We start from the raw sequence: 21525 nt of genomic DNA, 5'->3' as shown, positions 1-21525 counted from the left end.
CCATGGCGGCCGCGGGACCGGTCCACGAGGCGCTGGCCGCACTGGAACTGGTGGACCACCACTGCCATGGCGCGGTGACCGCGGACCTCTCCTTCGAGGAGTTCGAGTCGCTGCTCACCGAGGGCGAGGCCTGGCCCGGCGTCTCGCCGTTCGACAGCCCGGTGGGCATCGCCGTACGACGGCACTGCGCGCCCCTGCTGGACCTGCCGCGGCACGCTCCGCCGGACGCGTACGTGGCCCGGCGTGCGGAGCTGGGGTGGCGGGAGGTGAACCGGCGGTTCCTGACGGCGGCCGGGGTCGGCACGTTCTGCGTGGACACCGGCCACACCCCCCGGCCGCTCACCTCTCCGGCCGAGCTGGCCGAGGCGTCCGGCGCCGCCGCGTACGAGGTGGTGCGCCTTGAGCGGATCGCCGAGGAGGCGGCCGCGCGGGGTGTGGAGGCGGGCGAGTACGCGGCCGTGTTCCGCGCGGCGGCCGAGGAGGCGGTGCGGCGGCCGGGAGTGGTCGCGGTGAAGTCGGTGGCCGCCTACCGCACCGGGTTCGCCCTCGATCCTGAGCGGCCCTCGGACGCCGAGGTGAGCGTGGCGGCACAGCGCTGGCTCACCGCGGGCGGCCGGCTGGCGGACCCGGTCCTGGTACGGCACCTGCTGTGGACCGCGGTCGGCCTGGGCCTGCCGCTCCAGCTGCACACCGGTTTCGGGGACGCGGACCTGCGGCTGCACCGGGCCGATCCGGCGCTGCTCACCGACTGGCTGCACCGCGTCGCCGGCACCGTCCCCGTTCTGCTGCTGCACTGCTGGCCCTATCACCGCCAGGCCGCCCATCTGGCCGCGGTGTTCGAGCGGGTGTACCTGGACGTGGGGCTGGCCCTGCATCACACCGGCCCCACGCGGGCAAGGGTGGTGCTGGAGGAGGCCCTGGAGATCACCCCGTTCCGCAAACTGCTGTACAGCTCCGACGCCTACGGTGTGGCGGAGTTCCACCATCTGGGTGCCCTGTGCTTTCGTCAGGGCCTCGCCGAGCTGCTGCGACATCGTGTGGAGGCCGATGAGCTGTCCCTGTCCGACGCCCTGCGGATCGCGTCCTGGACGGGCCGCGACAACGCCCGCCGGCTCTATGGACCGCCCGTATCCGAACCGGCCCGCGACCTCCGCGGCCGCCCCACCCGGAAAGTATGATCAAGCAATGTCTGACATGACCGATACCACGCCCGGCTGGCTGACCTCGGACGAGCTGGAGATGGCCAGGGCCCGGATGCCGATCCTGTACGTCGAGGCCGTGCCCGTACGGGTCGACGACAGCGGCGAAGTCACCAGCATCGGACTGCTGTTGCGCATCGGCCCGGACGGTACGGTCAGCCGGAACCTGGTCTCCGGGCGGGTGCTGCACCACGAGCGGGTCCGCGACGCGCTGCTGCGCCACCTGGAGAAGGACCTCGGTCCGGTGGCGCTGCCCCGGGTCCCGGCCTCGCTCCAGCCCTTCACCGTGGCCGAGTACTTCCCGACGGTGGGCGTCACCCCGTACCACGACCCGCGCCAGCACGCGGTGTCCCTCGCCTACGTGGTCCCGGTCACCGGCGACTGCCGGCCCCGCCAGGACGCCCTGGACCTGGTCTGGTTCAGCCCCCAGGAGGCGGCGTCGGAGGCCCTCCAGAGCGAGATGCCGGGCGGCCACGGCGCGTTGCTGAAGCAGGCGCTGGCCCACGTGGGCCTGGTGTTCTGACCCCGGTCCGGTGCCGGGACGGGCCAACCGCGCCCGGCACCGGATCCCGTCCGCCCCCGCCCCTGCCAGGTTTCTGCAAGGCCGCGGCAAGGCTTTCGTCCGGTGGCCCCGGGCAGAGCCGGAGCAACGGCCCGCAGGGGCACTCGCGAGAGGCATCGGGGGTACATCGTGTCGGCATTGGGTTCACAGGCTGATCCGTCGGCCACCGGCAGGGAGTGGCGGACGCTGGTCGGCCGCAGGACGGTCCTGACCGTCGCGCACACGATCACCTATGCGAAACGCCTGGTCGACATCCTGTCGCTGGTGGACGACGACTTCCGGGTCCAGGTGGCGTTCACGGTGCCGCCACACGTCTTCGGCGACGAGGTGCCGCGCTTCCTGGAGCGGCTCGGCTGCGCGGTGCTGCCCTGGGAGGAGGCGGTCCGCCTGCCCTTCGACGTGGCGGTGGCGGCGGGTCCGAAGGAGGTCGAGCGGCTGTCGGCGCCGCTGATCACGCTGCCGCACGGCGCCGCGTACCTCAAGCTCGTCCCGTCGGCCACCGAGCCCGGGGTGGCCGGACTGCGCCGGCCCGACGTCGCGCCCGGCGGCAGGTTACCGGCGGCGCTGGTCATGCCGCACCACGCCGACCTGGCGGAACTGGCCCGCCACTGCCCGGAGGCGGTGCCGCTCGCCCATGTCGTCGGGGATCCGGTGTACGACCGGATGTCCGCCAGCCTGCCGTTGCGCCGGCGCTACCGCGAGGCCCTCGGGCTGCGCGGGTCGCAGAAGCTGGTGGTCGTCGCGTCCACCTGGGGGGCGCGCTCGTCGTTCGGCCGGTTCGAGGCGCTGCTGCCCCGGCTGCTGTCCGAACTGCCCGGCGACGAGTACCGCTGCGTCGTGCTGGCCCACCCGAACGTGTGGTCGGGGCACGGTGCCTGGCAGGTCAGGTCCTGGCTGAAGCGCTGCGCCCGGCTGGGGATCTCGCTGCTGCCGCCGGAGGCGGAGTGGCGCAGTGTGCTGATCGCCGCGGACTGGATCATCGGCGACCACGGCTCGGTCACCCTGTACGGGACGCTCACCCCGGCGCCGATCCTGCTCGCCTCGTCACCCGCGCAGGACATCAACCCCGCCTCCCCGGCCGCCACGCTCGCCCTGACGGCGCCCGCGCTGTCGCCGGTGCACCCGCTGGTCGGCCAACTCCATTACGCCGCCGGGGAGTACCGGCGGGAGGAGTACGCGGCGATCAGCGCGCGCATCACCTCCGAACCGGGGCGGTTCCACCGCAATATGCGGCGGCTGCTGTACCGGACCCTCGGGCTCGGACAGCCCGCCCACGCGCCGGTCGCGGCCCCGCTCCCGGCGCCCGCGCCGCTGAGCGCCTGGCCGGCGGCGGGGCAGGAGGTGCCGGCGTGAGCGGCCTGGTGGTCGTACGGCTGCTGTCCCCGGGCGGGGAGGCGTCCGGGGCCGCTCACCGGGTGGGGCCGGTGCTGCGGGTGCGCATGGGGACGACGGGCTCCGGCACGGAGGTGATCGCCGAGGCCGGTCCGGTCCGCTCCGGTGCGGGGGCGCTGCCGGAGGGCGACGAGCACTACGCCGTGAACGCCGAGGCGGCCGCCGAGAACCGCCGGCTGGCCTGTGCCGATGTGCTGTACGGGGTACGGCCGCTCCCCCCGGCTGCGGCGGCGCGCCGGCTGGCCCGGGTGGCGGCGCGCCATCCGGCGTGCGCGCTCGCCGCGGTGCCGCTGTCCGGCGGCGGCTGGCTGGCCCTGGCCGGTCCGGCCGTCCGCGAGCCCGGCGGCGGGCGCCGCGGCGGGCCGCGGGTCGTGGCGGAGGGGGTCGGTCCCGAGCCGCTGCTCGCGTCCTGTCTGCACGCCTGGCTGGTCGGGGGCCACTCGCTCGCCGAGTTGGCGTACGTACGGCCCCTGCGGCAGCTCGCCGCGGGCGGTCCCACGGCGGTGGGGGCGGATGCTCACTCCAGGCGGCGGGCGTCGGCGGGACTCGTGACCTCGTAGAGGGCGCGCGCCTCGGCCAGGTACCCGCCGGCCTCCGCTTCGGCGCCCCGCTCCTGTGCGCCGCGCCCCAGCATCTCCAGGGTGCGGGCCTGCCAGTGCAGGGCGCCCGAGGCGCGGAACGCCTCCAGCGCCTCGGTCAGCTCGCCCGTGCCCAGCGCGTGATCGCCGCCCTGGGCATGGGCACGGCCGAGGAAGGCCAGGGCCCGGGTCGCGTCGTGCGGGTCGGCCACCTCGATCAGGACCCGCCTGGCCCGCTCGAAGAGCGGGATCGCCGTCACCGGGTCGTCCCGGCGCAGGGCGGTCTCGCCGAGCAGGATGCCGGCGAGCGCGACGCCCCGGCGGTAGCCGCACTCCTGCCAGGCCCGCACGGCGAGGTCCAGTTGGCGCACGGCCTCGTCCAGCCGGCCGGCGGCCATGCGGCAGCTGCCGAGTCCGAGTCGGGCCTGCCCCTCGTCCCGCACGTCACCCGCGGCGCGGGCGGCCTCCAGGGACCGGGTGTACCAGTCGGCGGCTTCCTCGACGCGGCCCGCGGCGGAGAGGCCGATGGCGCCGGAGTTGAGCATCTGGCGTTCGGCCTCGGCGTGCCCGTCGGCACGCGCGGCCGCCAGGCCGATGGTGTGGGCCTCGACCCACAGGTCGTAGTAGCGCAGCCGGAGGAACAACGGCCACATGGCGTCCACCAGTTGCCAGGCGGTGGCGTGCCAGCCCCGACCGGCGGCCGTGCGCAGCAGCGCCATGAGGTGGTGGCGGTGGGCGTCGAGCCAGTCCAGCGCCCCCTTCTCGGTCTCGAACGGCGCGGGCAGCGGGGAGGGGTGGGAGTAGGTCCTCGGGAGGGTGAACTGGGCGGGGGTGATGAGCTGTTCGGCGGCCGTGGTCGTCCGCAGGCACCAGTCGGCGACGCGTCGCAGCGCCTCGGCCCGGTCGTCCTCGCCGTCGTGGGCCTCGGCGCAGGAGCGGGCGTGGACCCGGACGAGATCGTGGAAGCGGAAGGTGTCGGGGCCGATGTCCTCGACCAGGTTGGCCTCGATCAGTTCGTCGAGCCGGCGTTCCGCCCACTGCTCGCTCTCCGCGCACCCGGCGGCCGCGGTGCGGGTGTCGAAGGTGGGCACCGGGAGCGCCCCCAGTACGCGGTAGAGACGGGCGGCCCGCGGGTCCAGCACCGCGTACGACGCGTCCAGGGCCTTGCTCACCGTGATCTCCCCCTCCACTTCCAGTGCGGCCAGCCGGTCGGCGTCCGGCGCCAGGGAATCCGCCAGGGCCGCGATGGGCTGCCGGGGGCGGGCGGCGAGGCGGGCCGCCGCCAGGCACACCGCCAGGGGCACCCCGGCGCACAGTTCCACGACCTGCTCCACGGCGGTGCGTTCACCCGCGACGCGTGCCGCGCCGACGCCGCGGGTGAGCAGTTCCAGGCCGGCGGCGGGTCCGAGGGCGTCCAGCCGGAAGAACGCGGCTCCGTCCAGGCGCAGTCCGGTCAGCCGCTGCCGGCTGGTCACGACCACGAGGGTGCCGGAGCCGCCGGGCAGCAACGGCCGGATCTGTGCCGCGGTGAAGGCGCTGTCCAGCATGACGGCGACGCGCAGACCCGCCGTCACCGACCGCCAGAGCGATGCCTGTTCGGCCAGCCCGGCGGGCGGGTTGGCGACCCCGAGGGCGCGCAGGAACTGTCCGAGGACCTCGGCCGGGTCCGCGGGGCCCTCCGCCGCGTGGCCGTACAGGTCGGCGTACAACTGGCCGTCGGGGAAGGCGGCTTCTCGGGTGCGCAGCCAGCGGGAGACCAGGGCGGTCTTGCCGATCCCGGCCGGGCCGTTGACCACGACCAGCGAGGGACCGGCTCCCGGTTCACCGTCGCCGGTCAGCAGGCCGTCGAGCGCGACCAGTTCATCCGTCCTGTCAGTGAAGTGGTGTGGCACCGGCAGAAGTTGCCGGGGCACAGGCAAGGACTCCTTCGCCGGCATGTGGACATGGACGTCACGGGCCTGGACCACCGGCCCCGAGAAGGTGCCGCTGGAGATGCTGTTGCCGACTCCGCCGTCCCGACCGCCGTCTCCTGCCGCTCCCATCCGTTTCTCCCCCGCCCGTTGTCATATTCACCCCTCACCGGGCTCTACCCCCGAGACCGCGTGCCGTATGCGGCCGGGAGACATTCCCGGCCATCCGGCGGCAAGGTGACACTCTTGAAGGCGGCGCGTGCGCCCCGCACAGTGGAGGTGCCGGTAGGACGGGACGGGACGGGACGGGGGGATGTCGCGCATGGATCCGGTGTCGATGGGGCTGCTGACGGCTCTGGCGGGAGGGGCCGGCGGCGAGCTGGGCCGCCAGGCGTGGACCGCGCTCGGGGAGTTGGTGCGACGCCCGTTCCGGCGCGGCGACGCGGTGGCGCCGGAGGGATCGGCGCCCGGGGGATCGGGAGAGGCGGAGCTGGCCAGGCTGGCCGCCGACCCTGGCGACGCGGCGGCGGCGCGGGCGCTGAGCGCCGCACTGTCCCGACGAGCCGCCGCCGACGCGGAGTTCGAGCAGCGGCTGCGAGGCTGGGACGAGGCGGCCCGGCGGGTCGGCCTCACGAGCGGGGACGTCCACAACTCCATCTCGGGCGGCACGTTCTCGGCGCCGGTGATCCAGGGGCGCGACTTCACGGGCACGCACTTCGGGACGCCCTCGGCCGACGGCTGATCGCCGCCGGCAGTACACCGCGCTGACCAGGGATTCCGTCACACCTCACAGATCGCCCGCAGTTTCGGTAAGACGCGGACAACAGCTGTACAAGAAGCGACAAAAACAATGGCAAAGGGGGCTGGGAGGGGGTCCCGCACGCGTGCGAGGGTGCGGGGCATGAGCACAGAGCACGTCCTCGATCACCGGCCCGAAAGCCCCGTACGCGCGCGCCTGCGCGAGAGCGCGAGCAAGGTGCCGGAGGTCACCGTCTACTTCTGGATCGTCAAGGTCCTCACCACCGGGATGGGCGAGACCGCTTCCGACCTCCTCGCCAAGGTGCTGGGACCGATCCCCGCGGTCGGCCTCGGCGGTCTCGCGTTCGTCGCCGCGCTCGTGCTCCAGTTCGCCGTCCGCCGGTACGTGGCGTGGATCTACTGGACGGCCATCGTCATGGTCAGCGTGTTCGGCACCATGGCCGCGGACGTGCTCCACGTGGGTCTCGGCGTGCCGTACACCCTCTCCACCCCGCTCTTCCTCATCGCCCTCGCGGCCGTCTTCGCGCTCTGGTACGTCAGTGAGCGCACCCTGTCGATCCACACCGTGCGCACCCGCCGCCGCGAGGGCTTCTACTGGGCGGCCGTGCTCGCCACCTTCGCCCTGGGCACCGCGGCGGGCGACCTCACCGCGAGCATCGGCCTCGGATACCTGGGCTCGGTCGTCCTGTTCGCGGTGGCCATCGCGGTCCCGGCCCTCGCCCACCGCGGCGGCGTCCTCGGCGCGGTGGCCGCGTTCTGGGCTGCGTACGTCATCACGCGCCCGCTCGGCGCCTCCCTCGCGGACTGGATGGCCGTTCCGACCGGGCGGGGCGGCCTCGACTGGGGGCTGGGTCCGGTGACCCTGTCCTGGACCGTGGCGATCGTCGCGTTCGTGGCCTTCCTCGCGGTGTCGCGGCGGGACAGCCGGGTTGCCGTCTGACGGAGTCCTCCGCCGCTGACGGGAAGGCCCCGCGGGACGTGTCCCGCGGGGCCTTCCCGCTGTGCCGAGCGGTGCGGATCAGCGCGCGGCTCCCGCGCGGAAGCGCCGGTACAGGGCCGCTCCGCCGGCCAGCGAGGCGGCGCCCGCGAACGCGGCCGTGAGGGTGCCGTCGGCGCCCGTGTGGGCGAGGGCGCCCGTCGGCCGGTGCGCGGCCGCGGGCGGCTCGGGGGCCGTGCGCGCGGGCGGCACCTGCGGCTGCGGGTGGACCGGCGGCGCGGTGTGCACCGGCGGGGTGGCCCGCGGCGGCGTCACCGGCTGCGTGGCCTGGGTGCTCGACGTGTTCTCGGAGTGGTTGCCGAAGACGGGGTTGAGGAGCCCCACCACGTTGACGCTGTCGCCGCTGATGTTCACCGGCAGATCGATCGGCAGCTGCACGCCGTTGCCGGACACCGCCCCCGGCGAGCCCTGCTCGGCCGAGGCCGCCGTGGCCCCGCCCCCGTTGACCGCGCCGCCGGTGGTACCGCCGCCGCCCGTGTTGGCGCAGCTGTTGCCCATCGCGGGGTTGAGGAGCCCCACCACGTTCACCGTGTCCCCGCACACGTTCACCGGAACGTGCACCGGGAGCTGGATCCCGTTGCCGGAGATCAGCCCCGGTGAGCCGACCGCGGCGCCGTCCGCCGTGGAGTCGGCGTACACCGGCCCCGCCACAGCGATCGCACCCGAGGCGGCCACGAGGGCGATCACACCGTTTCGGGTAACCCGTTTCATAGGTTCCCTGCCTTCCAGACTTGAGCGCGGGCACTCGCCCGCACGGAGGTGAACGCCCGGAAAAACAGGTGAGTTATGGCTTGTCAATCATTCGGCCGGTATATGCCACGATCGCTGCTCCTCACGGCGGTCAACTATGCATGTCCGGTCGTACGAAGAACGTCGCCGCGGATCGCCCGCCGGCTCTCCGGCAGGCCCCGCCCGGCGGGCCGGCGCGACGCCGGGGCACGAAGATCTGACGCTCTTTCACACCCCATCGGGACGTCCGGCCCGATAGGATCGGCATGTGATCGAACTGGCGGAAATGATCAGGGAGTTGGGCCAGGAGCTGAACGCCGCCCTGGCCGAGGGTCCGTCCGGAATCGTGCGGTTCGAGCTCGGGACCGTCGAGGTCGAGGCGGACGTCGTGGTGAGCCGCAAGGGCGGGGTCGGCGCGAAGGTGCGGTTCTGGGTGGTGGAGGCCGGTGCCGAGGGGCAGTCGGAGTCCTCGCGCACCCATCGGATCCGCCTCGCCCTGCACCCGAGACTCGTCGCGCCGGACGGCACACACGTGAAGGTGCTCATCTCGGGGGAGGAAGAAGAGGGAGAACGCTGACCGGGGCGCCGAGGCGGTACGGCCGCCGCGCTGTCCCGACACGCTGACGTGGCGGGACGGCCGGCCGTACGCTGGTCGGCACCGTCAGTGGGAGAGAACCGGCGGCAGGTGACGATCGGAGGTCACGGGGGTGGAAGGACGGAACCCCGCGCGGGTTCGCAACGAATTGGTGGCCAAGGTCGTCGACGCGCTCCAGGAATCGGCCACCCTGCGGCACCCGGCCAGTGCCGACCTGCTGGTGACCATGCTGAGCCAGGAACTGGGCGCGCCCGTGGAGCCGTTGCGGAACAGAACGCTGCGCCCGTACCTGCTCCAGCTGGTGGAGACGTGCACACGGATCCCCGACGGACTGCCCTGCCTGGTGCGCTGCCTCGGCTATGTGGAGGAGCGGTCCGTCACCGTGCTGGCGTTGCTCCGCCTGGTGGACGAGTGGGAGGCGGTCGACTTCTTCGACGGCGCCGACCTGCACCCGCTGCGCCCCGACCTGATGGAACTGCGCTCCTCGGCGACGCTCGCGGCGATGGCGCGCCGGGCGAGCCGCTCCCGCACCCAGGAGCTGCCCGCCTGGTGCGACACGGGCTGGGCGGTGTTCTTACGCCTGGCCGGCGGCAACTCGGCGGCACGGGAACTGCCCGTGAGCATGGCGTTCCTGTCGCTGGCCGCGGACCAGCTGGTCGAGGACGGACTGCGGGAGGCCGCCGAGCGGCTGCGGCGCTGGAACCGCAGACAGGCCCGCGCCTGGGGCTTCGAGGACCAGATGGCCGAGTGGCAGCACGACAGCATCACCGATCAGCCGGTCTCACTCATGCCTGCTTATCTGATGATCCAATTCGAGCCGGACGGGGTCGACCCCGACCGGTACTACCTCTCCCACTGGCGCCAGTCGGACGCGGAGAGCTGGCACCCCGTGCCCGGCGAGACGCTGCACCTGCACCGCGACGACCTGCCGGCCGAGGTGGACACGCTCATCGAGCAGACCGAGGAACGCTGGTCGGACCTGCGGCAACCCGTCGTACTCGAATTCATCCTTCCGTGGGAGCTGTTGGGGGAACCGGTCGAGTGGTGGCACAAGGAGGCGGACTCCGCCTCGCCCACTCCCCTGGTGATGGACTACACGGTCCTCATCCGCAGTTTCGAACGGCTGCGCAAGGCCGCATGGCACCGGCCCTGGCACAACAAGTGGCGCCAGCTCAAGGAGCGTCCGGCGGAGACGCACTCGTACTGGAACCGCCCCGGCCACTCGCACTTCCACCTGGAGCGGGAGCTGAAGGAGGACGAGCGGGCCGTCTGCCTGGTCCTCAGCGAGCCGCCCGGCACGGACTCCGCCATCAGCCGCCAGGAGTATCTGGCGGGGCTGCGGGCGGGAGTTCCGGCCATGATCTGGCACCGCGGCGACTGCTCGGATCCCGCCTTCAAGGAGGCGGTGGCCGAGATCGTGCAGGACCGGGGGCTGGCCGGGCTGCTGGAGCGGACCGGACGTTGGCGCAAGGAGGCACTGGCCATGGGGCCGGAGGGGTGGGACAACCATGTGGGGCGCCATCTGGCGATCCTGCTCGACGATCCGGAGCGCAAGCCCGAGCCACCGGGGCCCGCGCACGCGCCGGTGAAGCCGTGAGCCGGCCGGCCGGGTCCGCGTGTCCACCGACCGTCCGCGCGTCGTGAGTGGGGGTGCCCGACATGCACCAGCGTGATTCCACCGGCGCGCGTCCGTCCCCCGTCCGCCGCCCTGCTCCCGCCATGCCGCGGCGTACACCGTCCGCGTGCTCCCGTGCGTCCTTGCTTCGGGGGTGCCCACGCTGCCAGGCTTGGAGCGTGGATGTCACGCATGCCTGGAGTCTGCGGGACTCCACAGCACTCTCACCGTCACTACGGCGCCTTGAGAGCACCCATGCACGATGACGACGAACAGCGGCCGGCCAAGGCCGCGCGGGCCCGCCGGGAGGCCGCCCGTGTGCTGAGCCGGCTCGGCCGGGAGGGCGGGACGCATCCGGTGGAGGCGGTGCTCGTCGTCGACGCGCATCCCACGATGCGGGTGTGGGACGGGGCCGTCCAGGGTGATCTGGTCGAGGAACTGGAGCGGGCGGGGCGGTTCACCCGGACGTGGGTGGTGCGGCTGCTGGGCACCGACGAGCCGGACCCGGCGCAGGTGCGCGCCGAGGAGCCGCTGGGCGCGCCGGGCGTGGGCGTGCGCCGGGTGGTACTGGTGCTGACCGACGGCATCGCGACCGGCTGGCGCCTGGGCACCGTGCATCCGCTGCTGCGCGAATGGGGACGCGCGCAACCGGTCGCCGTGGCCCATCTGCTGCCCCCGCACCTGTGGTTCCGCACCGGCCTCGACGTGTCCCGGGTACGCGTGCGCTCCCCGCGCCCGTGGGCGGCCAACAGCGCCTGGAGCTGGGCCGAGCGCGAGACCCCGGCCGGTTCGGGGGAGGACGGGGGACAGGACACGGAGGCGGAGGCGTCCGCCCCCGTCGCCGTACCGGTGCTGGCGCTGTCCGAGCGGTGGGCGGCCGTGCTGCTCCGGCTGGTCTCCGGCGCCGAATCCGAGTGGCTGGATCTGGCCGCCGTGCAGGCACGGGAGTGGAAGAGCAGGCCCGACGCGGCACGTGCCCTGCCCTGGGCGCAGGACGTGCCCGATCCGCACAGCCCGGTGCCCGCCGCCGAACGCGTCTCCGATTTCCGGGCCGCTGCCAGCCCGACGGCGTTCACCCTGGCGACCCGGCTGGCCGCCGCGCCGCTGAGCCTGCCCGTCATCCGGTCGCTCGTCGCCGCCACGCCGGACGCGGGCCCGGTGCACGTCTCCGAGCTGCTGATGAGCGGTCTGGTACGGCCTGTACCGGCGCGCGGTGACGGCCCGACGGACGTGGTGTTCGACTTCGCGCCCGATGTACGCGAGGAACTGCTGGCGCTGGGGCGCCGCAGCGCGACCGCCCGGGTGCTGTACGACGTCCGGGGGTTATTGGCCCGTGCCGAGGCGACCCGTTCCCTGCTGCCCGCCCCCGACGAACCGCTGGACACGCTGGCCATGCCCGGCGTCAACAGCCGCAACATCGTCTTCCTCCGGGTGGAGCTGACCGCGCTGCGCGCCCTGTCGGGGCGGTACGACCAGCGTGCCGCGATGCTGGCCAAGGTGCTGAGCTGGCACGATCGGCGCTACGCAGTCAGCCTGGAGAAGTTCACCCTGGACAAGACGCGCCGCACATCCACGGGATCCGCGCCGTCCGCCCCGGCCGCCGACGCGGGCGGGCCCGCCGCCGGGCCGCGATCCCGGACCGTTTCCGAAGGAGCCTCATCGATGCCGACACCGCCTCAGGAGACCGCGGAGGGAGAGCGCACCGCGCAGCCGCGCGTCTGGGGGAACCTACCGCCGCGCAACCCCAACTTCACCGGGCGCGACGCGTTGCTCGAACTGCTCGACCAGCGGCTTCGGGAGGGCACCACCACGGTGCTGCCGGAGGCGATCCACGGCATGGGCGGCGTCGGCAAGACCCAGCTCGCGATCGAGTACGCCTACCGGCACCAGTCCGAGTACGACATCGTGTGGTGGATCCCCTCGGAACGGCCCGGACAGATCGGCCAGGCGCTGGTGGAACTGGCCCAGCGGCTGGGCCTGGTGACGACCACCGAGGCCAACATCGCGGGCCCGGCCGTCCGGGAGGCGCTGCGGGAGGGCCGGCCCTACGCGCGCTGGCTGCTCATCTTCGACAACGCCGACAACCCCGAACAGGTGCGCCATTACTTCCCGCAGGGCGGGCACGGCACCATTCTCGTCACCTCCCGCAACCGGCGCTGGGGGCAGGTGGGCGGCTCCCTCGAGGTGGACGTGTTCACCCGCGAGGAGAGCAAGGAGCTGCTGCGCCGCTCGGGCCCGCCGCTGCGCGAGGAGGAGGCCGACGCGCTGGCCGAGGCGCTGGGCGATCTGCCGCTGGCCCTCGAACAGGCCGCGGCCTGGCGGGCGGAGACCGGGATGCCGGCGTCCGAGTACCTGCGGCTGTTCGAGAACAAGCGCATGGAGCTGCTGGAGGTGGCCCCGCCGCCGGACTACCAGCTCCCCGTCGCCGCCGCCTGGAACGTCTCCCTGGACCACCTGGAGACCCGCAGCCCCGCCGCCCTGCGCCTGCTCCAGCTGTGCTCCTACTTCGCGCCCGACCCGATCTCCCGCTCGATCTTCTCCGGCCTCGGAAACAGCAGCATCTTCCCCGAGCTGGACGCCGCGCTGAACGACCCGATGCGGCTCGCCCGCGCCATAAGGGAGGTCAACCGGTACTCGCTGGCGCGGATCGACCACCGTACGAACTCCATCGAGATGCACCGCCTGGTGCAGCTGGTCCTCAACAACCGTATGTCGCCGGAGGAACAGACACGGATGCGGCACGGGGCGCACACCCTGCTGGCGGCCGCGGACCCCAAGACGCCGTCCGAGCCCTCCAGCTGGCCCCGGTACGCGGAGCTCTACAGCCATGCCATCGCCGCTGACGCGATCAGGTCCGACCAGCCCTGGGTACGGCAGCTGGTCAGCAACATCGCCAGGTACCTGTACTGGTGGGGCGATCACGAGGTGGCGCTCGACTTCTCCGAGCAGGCGTGGAAGTCGTGGCTGGACATCTTCGGCGAGGAGGACCAGCAGACCCTGCTGATGGGGCAGTGGCTCTGCTTCATGTACTGGGTGGTGGGCCGCTTCGACGACTCGGCACGGCTGGTGAACCACCTGAGGGAGGTGTACGAGCGCACCGCGCCGGCGGACGGCGAGGACACCCGGGAGGACGCGATCGACACGCTCCAGCTGGAGGCGGCCGTGCGGCGCGTGGAGGGCAGGTTCGCGGCCGGCGCCGAGCTGGACCGGATCGCGTACGACCGGGCGCACCGGGCCTTCGGCGAGGACGACCCGACCACACTCAGCGTCTCGCACAACCTCTGCGTCAGCCTGCGCCTGATGGGTGACTTCAGCGGCGCGCTGGAACTGGACCGACAGGTGCTGAGCCTGAAACTGCGGCTGTACGGCCGGGAGGACCGGCGGACCCTGCACTCCGAGCACCACGTCGCCATCGACACCCGCGAGATCGGTGACTACGTCAGGGCGCTCGCCCTTCAGGAGTCCGTGCTCAACGCCTACGAGAACGTGTTCGGCCAGAACAACCCGGCCACGGTCGAGGCGAAGCGCCAGCTCAGCGAAGCGTCCCGCAAAGCGGGGGACCACGCCCGGTCACTGGAGCTGGCCGCCGAGGCACACGCCCACTTCACCCGCCGCTACGGCGAGACCCATCCCCAGTCGCTCGCCTCGGCCCTGGCCCTGTCGATCGCGCTGCGGCAGAACGGCGATCTCCAGGCGGCGCGGACGAGGGGCCTCACCGCGTGCGAGGGCTACCGGCAGATCTACGACCCGCACCACCCGCACGTCCTGTCCGCGGATGTCGACCTCGCCGTCACCCTGCGGCTGCTCGGCCAGCCCGAGGAGGCACGGCGTCTGGACGAGGCCGCGCTGCGTTCACTCACCGACCGGCTCGGCGCGGCGCATCCCCTGTCCCTGGTCTGCGCCATCAACCTGGCCAGTGACCTGGCCGCCCTCGGCCACCACGAGGAGGCACGGCGTCGCGGCGAGGAGACGCTCGCCCTGTGCCGGGTCTCCTTCGGCGAGGACCACCCGACCACGCTCGCCTGCGCCGCCAACCTGTCCCTGGACCTCCTCGCGACCGGCGCGGCGGCCGAGTGCGGGCCGCTGCGCGAGGACACCCTGATCCGCATGGAGCGCGTCCTTGACGCCCCGCGCCTCCAGGCGGACTCGGGGACGCGGCACCCGGCGACGGTGCAGTTCCGGGAGCGTGAGCGGGCCAACTGCGACATCGATCCGCTGCCGCTGTGACGGGGAGTGGGGGCGCCGCCGCGCCGCGGGCCCCCACGTCACCCTCTTCCGGGGCCGCCGGCTCCCCGCCTCATGCTCCCAGCCAGGCCGCCAGCCGTACCGGATCCGCGCGGCGGCCCGTCGCCACCGCTATGGCGTCCTGCACGGCGCGGGCACGCTCGGGGTGCTGGAGGAGGAGGTCCGCGGCGGCTCGCCGGGCCGGCTCGGCCGCGAGGGAGCGGCCGAGCCCCGGCCAGGCGGAGACGGGTGCCTCCTTGTCCGACAGCCGGGCGATGAACGCGTCGCGGGCTTCGGTGTGTTCACCGAGGATCAGCCGCACCTCGGCGGTCTCGGCGCCGTCGACGGCTCCGGGGCGTTGCCAGGGTCCGTCGGGTTCGCTCAGGTGGTACCGGGCCAGGACCGCGGTGCTGTCCGAGAAGCCCGCCTCGGCATCGGGGACGAGGAGGGGTTCGGCGGCAAGGGCCGCCGGTGGCCGGGGGGCGCCCTGCCGCCAGGCGCGGACGGATTCCTCGACGGCCTCGGCCGGTGGGCGCAAGTGGTGCGCCCGCCAACGAGCATGGTGGTCCGCCGCGGCCTCCTGGGCCAGGCGCAGCGGCGTCGCGGGGACCTCGTCGGTCAGCCACGCGGCACAGCGCTCGGTGAGCCGCTCGACCACGTACCGCCCGAGCGGGGTGAGCCGTTCGTGCCCGTGCACGGCGGTGAGCGTGGCCCACACCTGGCCGCGCCAGAGCGCGAACTCGAAGTGCGCGAGGGAGACGTAGGCCGGGTCGGCGGTGTGCCGGTGGGCGCGCCAGAAGCGGGTCACGCCGAGGAAGGCGTAGATGCCCTGGAGCAGTCCGCCGAGCGGGCGGGGGTCGTCACGCCAGGGGGCGTAGAACAGGGTTTCGGGCTCCTCGGGGTCCGCGGGCGGCCCGGTCAGCGGCTCCAGGTGCATCAGCCCGCCCAGCTTGGTGTGCTGGAACTCGTGCACGAGGGTCGCGGCGAGCTGGGCGACATCGTCCGGCCGGGACGCGGTGACGCCGCCGAAGGCGTCACCGGCCGTGCTGCTATGCGGCCGAAACCTTTCTCTCGCCGGGGTCGGCGCCACCGATATGAGACCCCGGCGCATCGCCTCGGCCGTCCCCGGTTCGTCTCGGAGCAGCACGTCCCAGGCCGCGGCGAGCGACGACTCCCAGTACGCCGCCTCCGCCGGGGGCAGTGGGCTGGGCCCGCTCGGCCGGGGGAACGTGCGATAGGGGTCCAGCTCCTCCAGCACCAGGGGCTTCGCCCGGCTCCCGGTCCCCAGCGTCATCCGGCGCACCGGTGTCCAGTCGCGGTCGCGCCGGTCCGGTCCGGCGGGGACCGCCACCTCGCCCCCGGCGCCGGTGATCCGGACCCGGCCGTCGCGCCCCGTGACCCGGGCGGCGCCCCACGGCTCGCGGTCGGTGAGGGCCGCGCATCCCAGGGTGGGCAGCTGCACCCGGCCGCGGCGCACCGGAACGGCGATGTCGAAGTCCATTCCGGCCCGCGCCGCCGCCGCTGCCGCGAGCGCGGCCAGATGCCCCAGGACGACCCAGTGCGGCGCGTCCTCGTAGACCCGCCCCCGGACGCGGCGCACCGCGAGCGACACCCACATGCCGGTGTTCGGGGACATCAGCAGTTCCTCGCACGCCTCGGGTGCGTGGCACTGGGCGCGTTCCAGCAGGTCCCAGCCCTGGGCGAAGAAGTCCACGCCGTCCGGGCCGACGCCGTCCCCGAGGACTCCGCCCCGCAGCGCCCGCAGCAACAGGAGCCGGCGGCTGCGCTCCGCGCGCAGCAGTTCCGCCATGACCGCGCCATCGCCCTCGCCGTGCGCGAGATCCCTGAGACCGGCTGCCGAGAGCCGGTGGTACGACGGCTGTTCCCCCGTCGTCGTGGCGTCAGCGGCCACGTGTCCCCCACAGCACCCTGCTGATCACCTCGTCGCTCAGTCGAGGCGGGAGCCGCCGGGGCCGCCGTAGGACACCGCGATGGCCTGCGGGCCGTCGATGTGGTGCAGCAGCTTCTCCAGGGACTCCATGAACAGCGTGCCGTCCAGGGAGCGCAGCGCTTCGAGCGAGACGCCCGAGAGATCGACGAGACCGGACTCCACGGCAGGCATCGGATGCTCCATGGCTGCCAAGTCCCCTCCCGTGTCTATCAGTTACGCACTATCGATGTATCAACCAGCATGACCCAGCACCGCACGCCCCGCAACCCTGCGGCCTTCCGGCGCCGCGAGATCGAGTCAGCCGCAGAACCGGGCGAGCCGGGCAGCCGCGCCGTCCACCCGGTCCACTTCGGGCGAGGGCCCTTCCAACAGCCTTACTGCTTCCAGGAGTTGATCGAGAGTGCCCGGATAGCGCAGACAGGTGCGCACGATGCCGTAGACGTCCGTCCGCAGCCGGGGATCGCGGGGGCTGTTGGCCGCCACCCGGTCGCTGATGCTGTCCAGCAGGAGGCCCATGCCGCTCTCGCTGCGCAGCACCGGTACGGCGGTCAACGCGTCGACCAGGTCGGCGAGTTCACGCAGCGGGACATCGGACGGCAGCCCCGCGAGACCGACGGCCGGGCGGCGCCCCTCGACGCCGTCGGCGAGGCCGAGCGCGGCGCGTGCCGGCAGGCCGGCGTACCGCTGGAGCCGCTGCGAGTCGGCCGCGGGCAACGCCTCGTACCACCGCTCCACCCGTCGCGCCGCGAGCCTGCCCAGGCCGTCGGCCCGGTGGTGGGCGCTCACCACGCCGATCACCGCGCCGCCGCACCACACGGGCGCGCCCGACATGCCCTCCCAGGGGGAGCGGTGCGGCTCCGGGTCGGCGGGCGGCGACTGGACCGCGAGTTCCAGGGTGCCCTCGCGGAGGTTGGACAGGACCGAGACCGTGCCGGTGACGTGGCAGGAGTCCCGGTAGCGGCCGGGCGCGGCCGCGGCCTCGCGGAGTTTGAACCGCGGGAATCCCATCGCACTGAACGGCAGCACCACGTCCGCGTCGGGTACGGCGGCATAGCGCGGCGGGTCGACGCCGGCCCGCCCCGCCGGTACGTCCTCGATCTCCAGCAGCGCGACATCGGCGGCCTCGGCCGAGAGCAGGACCCGGGCGGGGGCACTCCACTCCCCCGGCCGGTCGGCGTCGAACCGTACCCGCGCGGATGCCGTCCCCGCGACGACGTGGGCGGCGGTCAGCACGTACTCGTCCCCGACCCGGTACCCGGACCCCCGCCGCCCCGGCGTCCCCGCCACCAGCACCTCGGCGACCCGCGCCGCGTCCAGTCCCTCTGCCCCCGGTCCCCTCACGTCCTTCCTCTACCCCTCGGGCCCCGGGGGTACGCGGCGCCCGGCCCCCGACGGTCCCCCGGGCGCCGGTTCCGGCCCGTCGGGGCGGCGGACGCGTCTCCCCCGCCCTCCCCGGGAACGACCGAGAGCCGGCTTCGGAAACATCCGAAACCGGCCCTGATCTACGACTCCGCAGAGTCGGGACGACAGGATTTGAACCTGCGACCCCTTGACCCCCAGTCAAGTGCGCTACCAAGCTGCGCCACGTCCCGTTGCCGTTTGACCTGCGGTTTCCCCGGTCGCAACGTGCAGGGAAACAATACCGCACTCGACTCGGTGATCGCGCACGACATCCTGGGGTTGACCTCAAGTTTGGTTGAGGTCGCACGCTGTCGTACATGACGATCACAGCGGACGACCACCGCACCCACGGGTACACCGACCTGCCCCGGCTGATGAGCCTCATGAGCGGGGACGAGAAGCACGGCCCGGCGGCCACCTCCACGCTCGACGTGCTGTGGGTGCTCTACGACCGGGTCCTGCGCGTCACGCCGGAGCGGACCCAGGACCCGGGCCGGGACCGCTTCCTGCTGAGCAAGGGGCACGGGCCGATGGCGTACTACGCGGTGCTGGCCGCCAAGGGGTTCCTGCCGGTCGACTGGCTGCCCGGGTTCGGCGGGTACGACTCGCCGCTCGGGCACCACCCGGACCGGCTACTGGTGCCCGGCGCGGAGATCGGCAGCGGATCGCTCGGGCACGGGCTGCCCATCGGCGCCGGGACCGCGCTGGGGCTGCGGGCCCAGGGCCTCACCGATCCGGCGGTCTGGGTGCTGATCGGGGACGCCGAGCTGGACGAGGGCAGCAACCACGAGGCCATCGCCTTCGCGGGGCCCGCGGGGCTGGACCGGCTGCACACCGTCGTGGTGGACAACTCCTCCGCCAGCCACGCCCGCCCCGGCGGGATCGCCGCCCGGTTCGAGGCCGCGGGCTGGTCGGCGGCGACCGTCGACGGGCGGGACCACACGGCCCTCTACGAGGCGTTCACTGCGCCCCATCCGGGACGGCCGCACGTGGTCGTGGCCCGGGTCGAGCCGAAGAACGCCTGAAGCGCGGCCGACGAGCCCCCGAGGAACCCGCGCTCAGGCTTCCCCTGACACCCCGGTCTTCCCCTGACACCGCGGCCTTTCCCTCGCGCCGCGGCCCCTCCCCCACCCTCCGGCTCCTCCCTCACGTCTTCCCTCACGCCTCACGCTCCGAAAGGGCGGCATCTCCATGGACACCATGCGTGACCGTTTCGCTCCCGTCGTCTCCCGGCTCCTGGACGAGGACCCGCGGGTCGCGGTGGTCCTCGCCGAGATCGGCAAGGACGCCTTCCACGAGGCCGTCGCCCGGCACCCCGAGCGCGTGGTCAACGTCGGCATCCGCGAGCAGCTGCTGGTGGGGGCCGCGGCCGGGATGGCGCTGACCGGGCTGCGGCCCGTCGTCCACACGTTCGCCAGTTTTCTGGTGGAGCGGCCGTTCGAGCAGGTCAAGCTGGACTTCGGGCATCAGGGCACGGGGGCGGTGCTGGTGAGCGCCGCCGCCTCCTTCGACTGGCCGGCCGGCGGGTTCACCCACATGGCGCCGGGCGACGTGGCCCTGCTGGACACCCTCGACGGCTGGACCGTGCACGTGCCGGGCCACCCCGACGAGGCCGAGAACCTGCTGCGCCACGCGGTCGCGGCGGGCGACGACCGGGTGTACGTACGGCTGTCGGTGCAGTCCAACCGGCGGGCGCTGCCGGTGGACGGCGAGCGGTTCGTGACCGTACGGGAGGGGCGGGCCGGCGTGGTGATCGCGGTGGGCCCGCTGCTGGACGCGGTGCTGGACGCGACGGAGGGCATGGACGTGACCGTGCTGTACGCGACGACCGTACGGCCGTTCGACGTGGCCGGGCTGCGCCGGGCGGCCGGCGCCGCGGGGACGGACGTGGTGGTGGTCGAGCCGTACCTCGCGGGCACGTCGACCGCCGCGGTGAACGACGCCCTCTCGGACCTCCCGCACCGGGTCCTCGGCCTGGGTGTCGGCCGGCGGGAGCTGCGCCGTTACGGCACCGTCGAGGAACACACCGCGGCGCACGGCCTGGACGCGCGGAGCCTGCGGGAGCGGATCGGGGGGTTCCTGGGGGCGCGCGCCGGGGTGTGAAGCGGCGCGCGATACGAAGTCGGCTCGGGGCCGGGGACGCGTCCGCTCGTACCGGGCCGCGTATCGCGGGGACGACGAGGAGCAGGCCGCCCACGGCGAGGCTGGTCACCGCGGCGGCCGCTCGCCGGGGCCGGGCTGTCCCTCCGGGGCGTCAGGCTCACCACCCGGCCGGCCCATCACGCTCCCTCCCCGGGCCACCGGGATTTTCACCGGGTGGGCGGCAGGCCCAGTTCCGGGTGGGATTCGAGGAGTCGGGGTGGGGCGGCCTGGCGCCAGGAGTCGGCGAGGATGTCCCGGAGTTCGGCCTCGTCCTCCAGGGTCGCGAGCCGTGCCCTGATCCAGGCGAACTGCGCCTCGTGCCCCGCGATCCAGAACTTCTCCGGCTCGGCCAGCACCAGTTCGTCCCGCTCCTCCTTCGGGCAGCGCACGGCGACGGACGTCTCGTCCTCGGGCAGGGTCGCGAACATCTTCCCGGCCACCCGGAAGGTGGGCATGTTCCAGGCGGTCTTCTCCGTGGTGTCGGGGAAGGACAGCGCGATACGGCGTACGGCTTCGGCATCCGGCATGCCACGCACCGTAGCGCCGACCACTGACAGTCCCCCGTGGTCAGCCCCGCGCCGCCCCGCCCAGCGCCGCCAGCACCGGCCTGATCAGCGGATGTCCCTCCGCGCCCCGGCGCACCGCGGCGAAGACGCGGCGGGTGGGGGCCACGCCGTCGACCGGCCGGACGACCACGTCGCTGAGGTCCATGCCGCGCAGGGCGGAACGCGGGACGAGGGCGACACCCGCGTCGGCGGAGGCGAGGGCGACGACGGCGCGGAAGTCGTCGGAGGAGTGTTCGAGGCGGGGCTGGAACCCGGCGCTCTCGCAGGCGAGCACGACGACGTCGTGGCAGGGGTTGCCCGGGTAGGGCCCGATCCAGGAGTCCTTGGCAAGCTCGGCGAGGGGTACCTCGGCCGAGTCGGCGAGCCGGTGGCCGACCGGGACCACGGCGTCGAACGGCTCGGCGTACAGCGGGACATGGGTGAGCCGGGGGTCGTCGGCGGACGGCGCGCCCCGGTACTCGACGGCCACCGCCACGTCCACCTGCCGGTCGAGGACCATCGGCAGGCTGGCGTCGCCCTCCGCGTCCCGCACCCGGATGCGGATGCCGGGCGCGGTGGTGGCGAGGCGAGCCAGCGCGGGTGCCACGACCTGGGCGATGCCGGTCGCGAAGGCCGCCACGGTGACCGTGCCGGCCTCGCCCGAGCCGTACGCCGCGAGTTCCGCCTCGGCGCGCTCCAGCTGGGCGAGGACCACGTTGGTGTGGCCGAGCAGGATCTCCCCGGCCGGGGTGAGCCGTACCCCCTTGGCGCCCCGCTCGACCAGCCGGTGGCCGGTCTCCTGCTCCAGGGCGGTCAGCTGCTGGGAGACGGCGGAGGGGGTGAGGTAGAGGGCGGCGGCCGCCGCGGTGACCGTGCGGTGGTCGGCCACCGCACGGAGGATGTGGAGCCGCCGTGCCTCGATCATG

At 73.7% G+C, this 21525-nt stretch carries 18 protein-coding genes and 1 tRNA gene; 11 read left to right on the top strand and 8 right to left on the bottom strand.

Features of this window, described 5'->3' with window-relative positions; all coding sequences use genetic code 11:
- Positions 1 to 2 precede the first annotated feature (2 nt).
- From VT52_RS24180 to VT52_RS24165, 4 genes are all read left to right on the top strand, one after another.
- A complete protein-coding gene (locus VT52_RS24180; RefSeq protein ID WP_046420884.1) occupies positions 3 to 1178 on the top strand; it encodes an amidohydrolase family protein in 1176 nt (391 codons plus the stop codon).
- A 16-nt stretch (positions 1179 to 1194) separates the two neighbouring features.
- Positions 1195 to 1722 carry an NUDIX hydrolase family protein gene (locus tag VT52_RS24175; protein ID WP_046420883.1) on the top strand — a complete coding sequence of 176 codons (528 nt, stop codon included), beginning with the start codon at positions 1195 to 1197 and terminating at the stop codon, positions 1720 to 1722.
- A 168-nt stretch (positions 1723 to 1890) separates the two neighbouring features.
- Positions 1891 to 3114, top strand: coding sequence for a hypothetical protein (locus tag VT52_RS24170; protein WP_206306595.1), 1224 nt, complete (start codon positions 1891 to 1893; stop codon positions 3112 to 3114).
- Positions 3111 to 3713, top strand: coding sequence for a hypothetical protein (locus VT52_RS24165; RefSeq protein WP_053055496.1), 603 nt, complete (start codon positions 3111 to 3113; stop codon positions 3711 to 3713). Before VT52_RS24170 ends, VT52_RS24165 begins: the two co-directional genes overlap by 4 nt.
- Here VT52_RS24165 and VT52_RS24160 read toward each other — a convergent pair.
- Positions 3671 to 5773 (bottom strand): tetratricopeptide repeat protein, encoded by a 2103-nt coding sequence (locus tag VT52_RS24160; protein ID WP_107481425.1) that lies wholly within the window; start codon positions 5771 to 5773, stop codon positions 3671 to 3673. The two genes, VT52_RS24165 and VT52_RS24160, sit on opposite strands and share 43 nt — an antisense overlap.
- 190 nt (positions 5774 to 5963) lie before the next feature.
- Between VT52_RS24160 and VT52_RS24155 the strand changes: the two genes are divergently transcribed.
- Together VT52_RS24155 and VT52_RS24150 are read left to right on the top strand one after the other, a co-directional pair.
- Positions 5964 to 6383, top strand: coding sequence for a hypothetical protein (locus VT52_RS24155; protein WP_046420881.1), 420 nt, complete (start codon positions 5964 to 5966; stop codon positions 6381 to 6383).
- Between the two features lie 159 nt (positions 6384 to 6542).
- Positions 6543 to 7340, top strand: coding sequence for a COG4705 family protein (locus tag VT52_RS24150; RefSeq protein ID WP_046420878.1), 798 nt, complete (start codon positions 6543 to 6545; stop codon positions 7338 to 7340).
- Between the two features lie 78 nt (positions 7341 to 7418).
- Here the strand turns inward: VT52_RS24150 and VT52_RS24145 are convergent, their stop codons facing one another.
- Positions 7419 to 8108 carry a chaplin gene (locus VT52_RS24145; protein ID WP_107481424.1) on the bottom strand — a complete coding sequence of 230 codons (690 nt, stop codon included), beginning with the start codon at positions 8106 to 8108 and terminating at the stop codon, positions 7419 to 7421.
- 286 nt (positions 8109 to 8394) lie between these two features.
- On the opposite strand from VT52_RS24145, the gene VT52_RS24140 reads away from it, so the two are divergent.
- From VT52_RS24140 to fxsT, 3 genes are all read left to right on the top strand, one after another.
- Positions 8395 to 8703 carry a trypco2 family protein gene (locus VT52_RS24140; RefSeq protein ID WP_046420875.1) on the top strand — a complete coding sequence of 103 codons (309 nt, stop codon included), beginning with the start codon at positions 8395 to 8397 and terminating at the stop codon, positions 8701 to 8703.
- Positions 8704 to 8833: 130 nt separating this feature from the next.
- Positions 8834 to 10318: a VMAP-C domain-containing protein gene (locus VT52_RS24135; RefSeq protein ID WP_143070908.1), complete on the top strand. Its 1485-nt coding sequence runs from the start codon at positions 8834 to 8836 to the stop codon at positions 10316 to 10318.
- 273 nt (positions 10319 to 10591) lie between these two features.
- The gene (gene fxsT / locus VT52_RS24130; protein WP_053055495.1) at positions 10592 to 14563 is read left to right on the top strand and encodes an FxSxx-COOH system tetratricopeptide repeat protein; all 3972 of its coding nucleotides are present in this window, start codon (positions 10592 to 10594) and stop codon (positions 14561 to 14563) included.
- 70 nt (positions 14564 to 14633) lie between these two features.
- Here the strand turns inward: fxsT and VT52_RS24125 are convergent, their stop codons facing one another.
- From VT52_RS24125 to VT52_RS24110, 4 genes are all read right to left on the bottom strand, one after another.
- Positions 14634 to 16472, bottom strand: coding sequence for an HEXXH motif domain-containing protein (locus VT52_RS24125; RefSeq protein ID WP_046420871.1), 1839 nt, complete (start codon positions 16470 to 16472; stop codon positions 14634 to 14636).
- Between the two features lie 36 nt (positions 16473 to 16508).
- On the bottom strand, positions 16509 to 16682 hold the full coding sequence (locus VT52_RS38115; protein ID WP_167377734.1) for a hypothetical protein: 174 nt from the start codon (positions 16680 to 16682) through the stop codon (positions 16509 to 16511).
- 126 nt (positions 16683 to 16808) lie between these two features.
- Positions 16809 to 17852 carry an effector-associated domain 2-containing protein gene (locus VT52_RS24115; RefSeq protein WP_071387636.1) on the bottom strand — a complete coding sequence of 348 codons (1044 nt, stop codon included), beginning with the start codon at positions 17850 to 17852 and terminating at the stop codon, positions 16809 to 16811.
- A 177-nt stretch (positions 17853 to 18029) separates the two neighbouring features.
- Positions 18030 to 18103, bottom strand: a tRNA-Pro gene (locus VT52_RS24110).
- A 126-nt stretch (positions 18104 to 18229) separates the two neighbouring features.
- On the opposite strand from VT52_RS24110, the gene VT52_RS24105 reads away from it, so the two are divergent.
- Together VT52_RS24105 and VT52_RS24100 are read left to right on the top strand one after the other, a co-directional pair.
- Positions 18230 to 18937 (top strand): thiamine pyrophosphate-dependent enzyme, encoded by a 708-nt coding sequence (locus VT52_RS24105; RefSeq protein WP_046422949.1) that lies wholly within the window; start codon positions 18230 to 18232, stop codon positions 18935 to 18937.
- Positions 18938 to 19103: 166 nt separating this feature from the next.
- On the top strand, positions 19104 to 20015 hold the full coding sequence (locus VT52_RS24100; RefSeq protein ID WP_046422947.1) for a transketolase family protein: 912 nt from the start codon (positions 19104 to 19106) through the stop codon (positions 20013 to 20015).
- Positions 20016 to 20221: 206 nt separating this feature from the next.
- On the opposite strand, the gene VT52_RS24095 is transcribed toward VT52_RS24100, so the two are convergent.
- Both VT52_RS24095 and VT52_RS24090 read right to left on the bottom strand, forming a co-directional pair.
- Positions 20222 to 20581, bottom strand: coding sequence for an MmcQ/YjbR family DNA-binding protein (locus VT52_RS24095; RefSeq protein ID WP_046422946.1), 360 nt, complete (start codon positions 20579 to 20581; stop codon positions 20222 to 20224).
- Positions 20582 to 20621: 40 nt separating this feature from the next.
- Entirely contained in the window at positions 20622 to 21524 is a 903-nt protein-coding gene (locus VT52_RS24090; RefSeq protein ID WP_046422945.1) for a LysR family transcriptional regulator, read from the bottom strand.
- Between the last annotated feature and the right edge of the window lies 1 nt (position 21525).

Source organism: Streptomyces malaysiense (genome assembly GCF_000980885.2).
GTDB lineage: Bacteria > Actinomycetota > Actinomycetes > Streptomycetales > Streptomycetaceae > Streptomyces > Streptomyces malaysiense.
The sequence above is the reverse complement of the archived record's forward strand: the minus strand, read 5'-3'. Positions and strand labels throughout refer to the sequence as shown.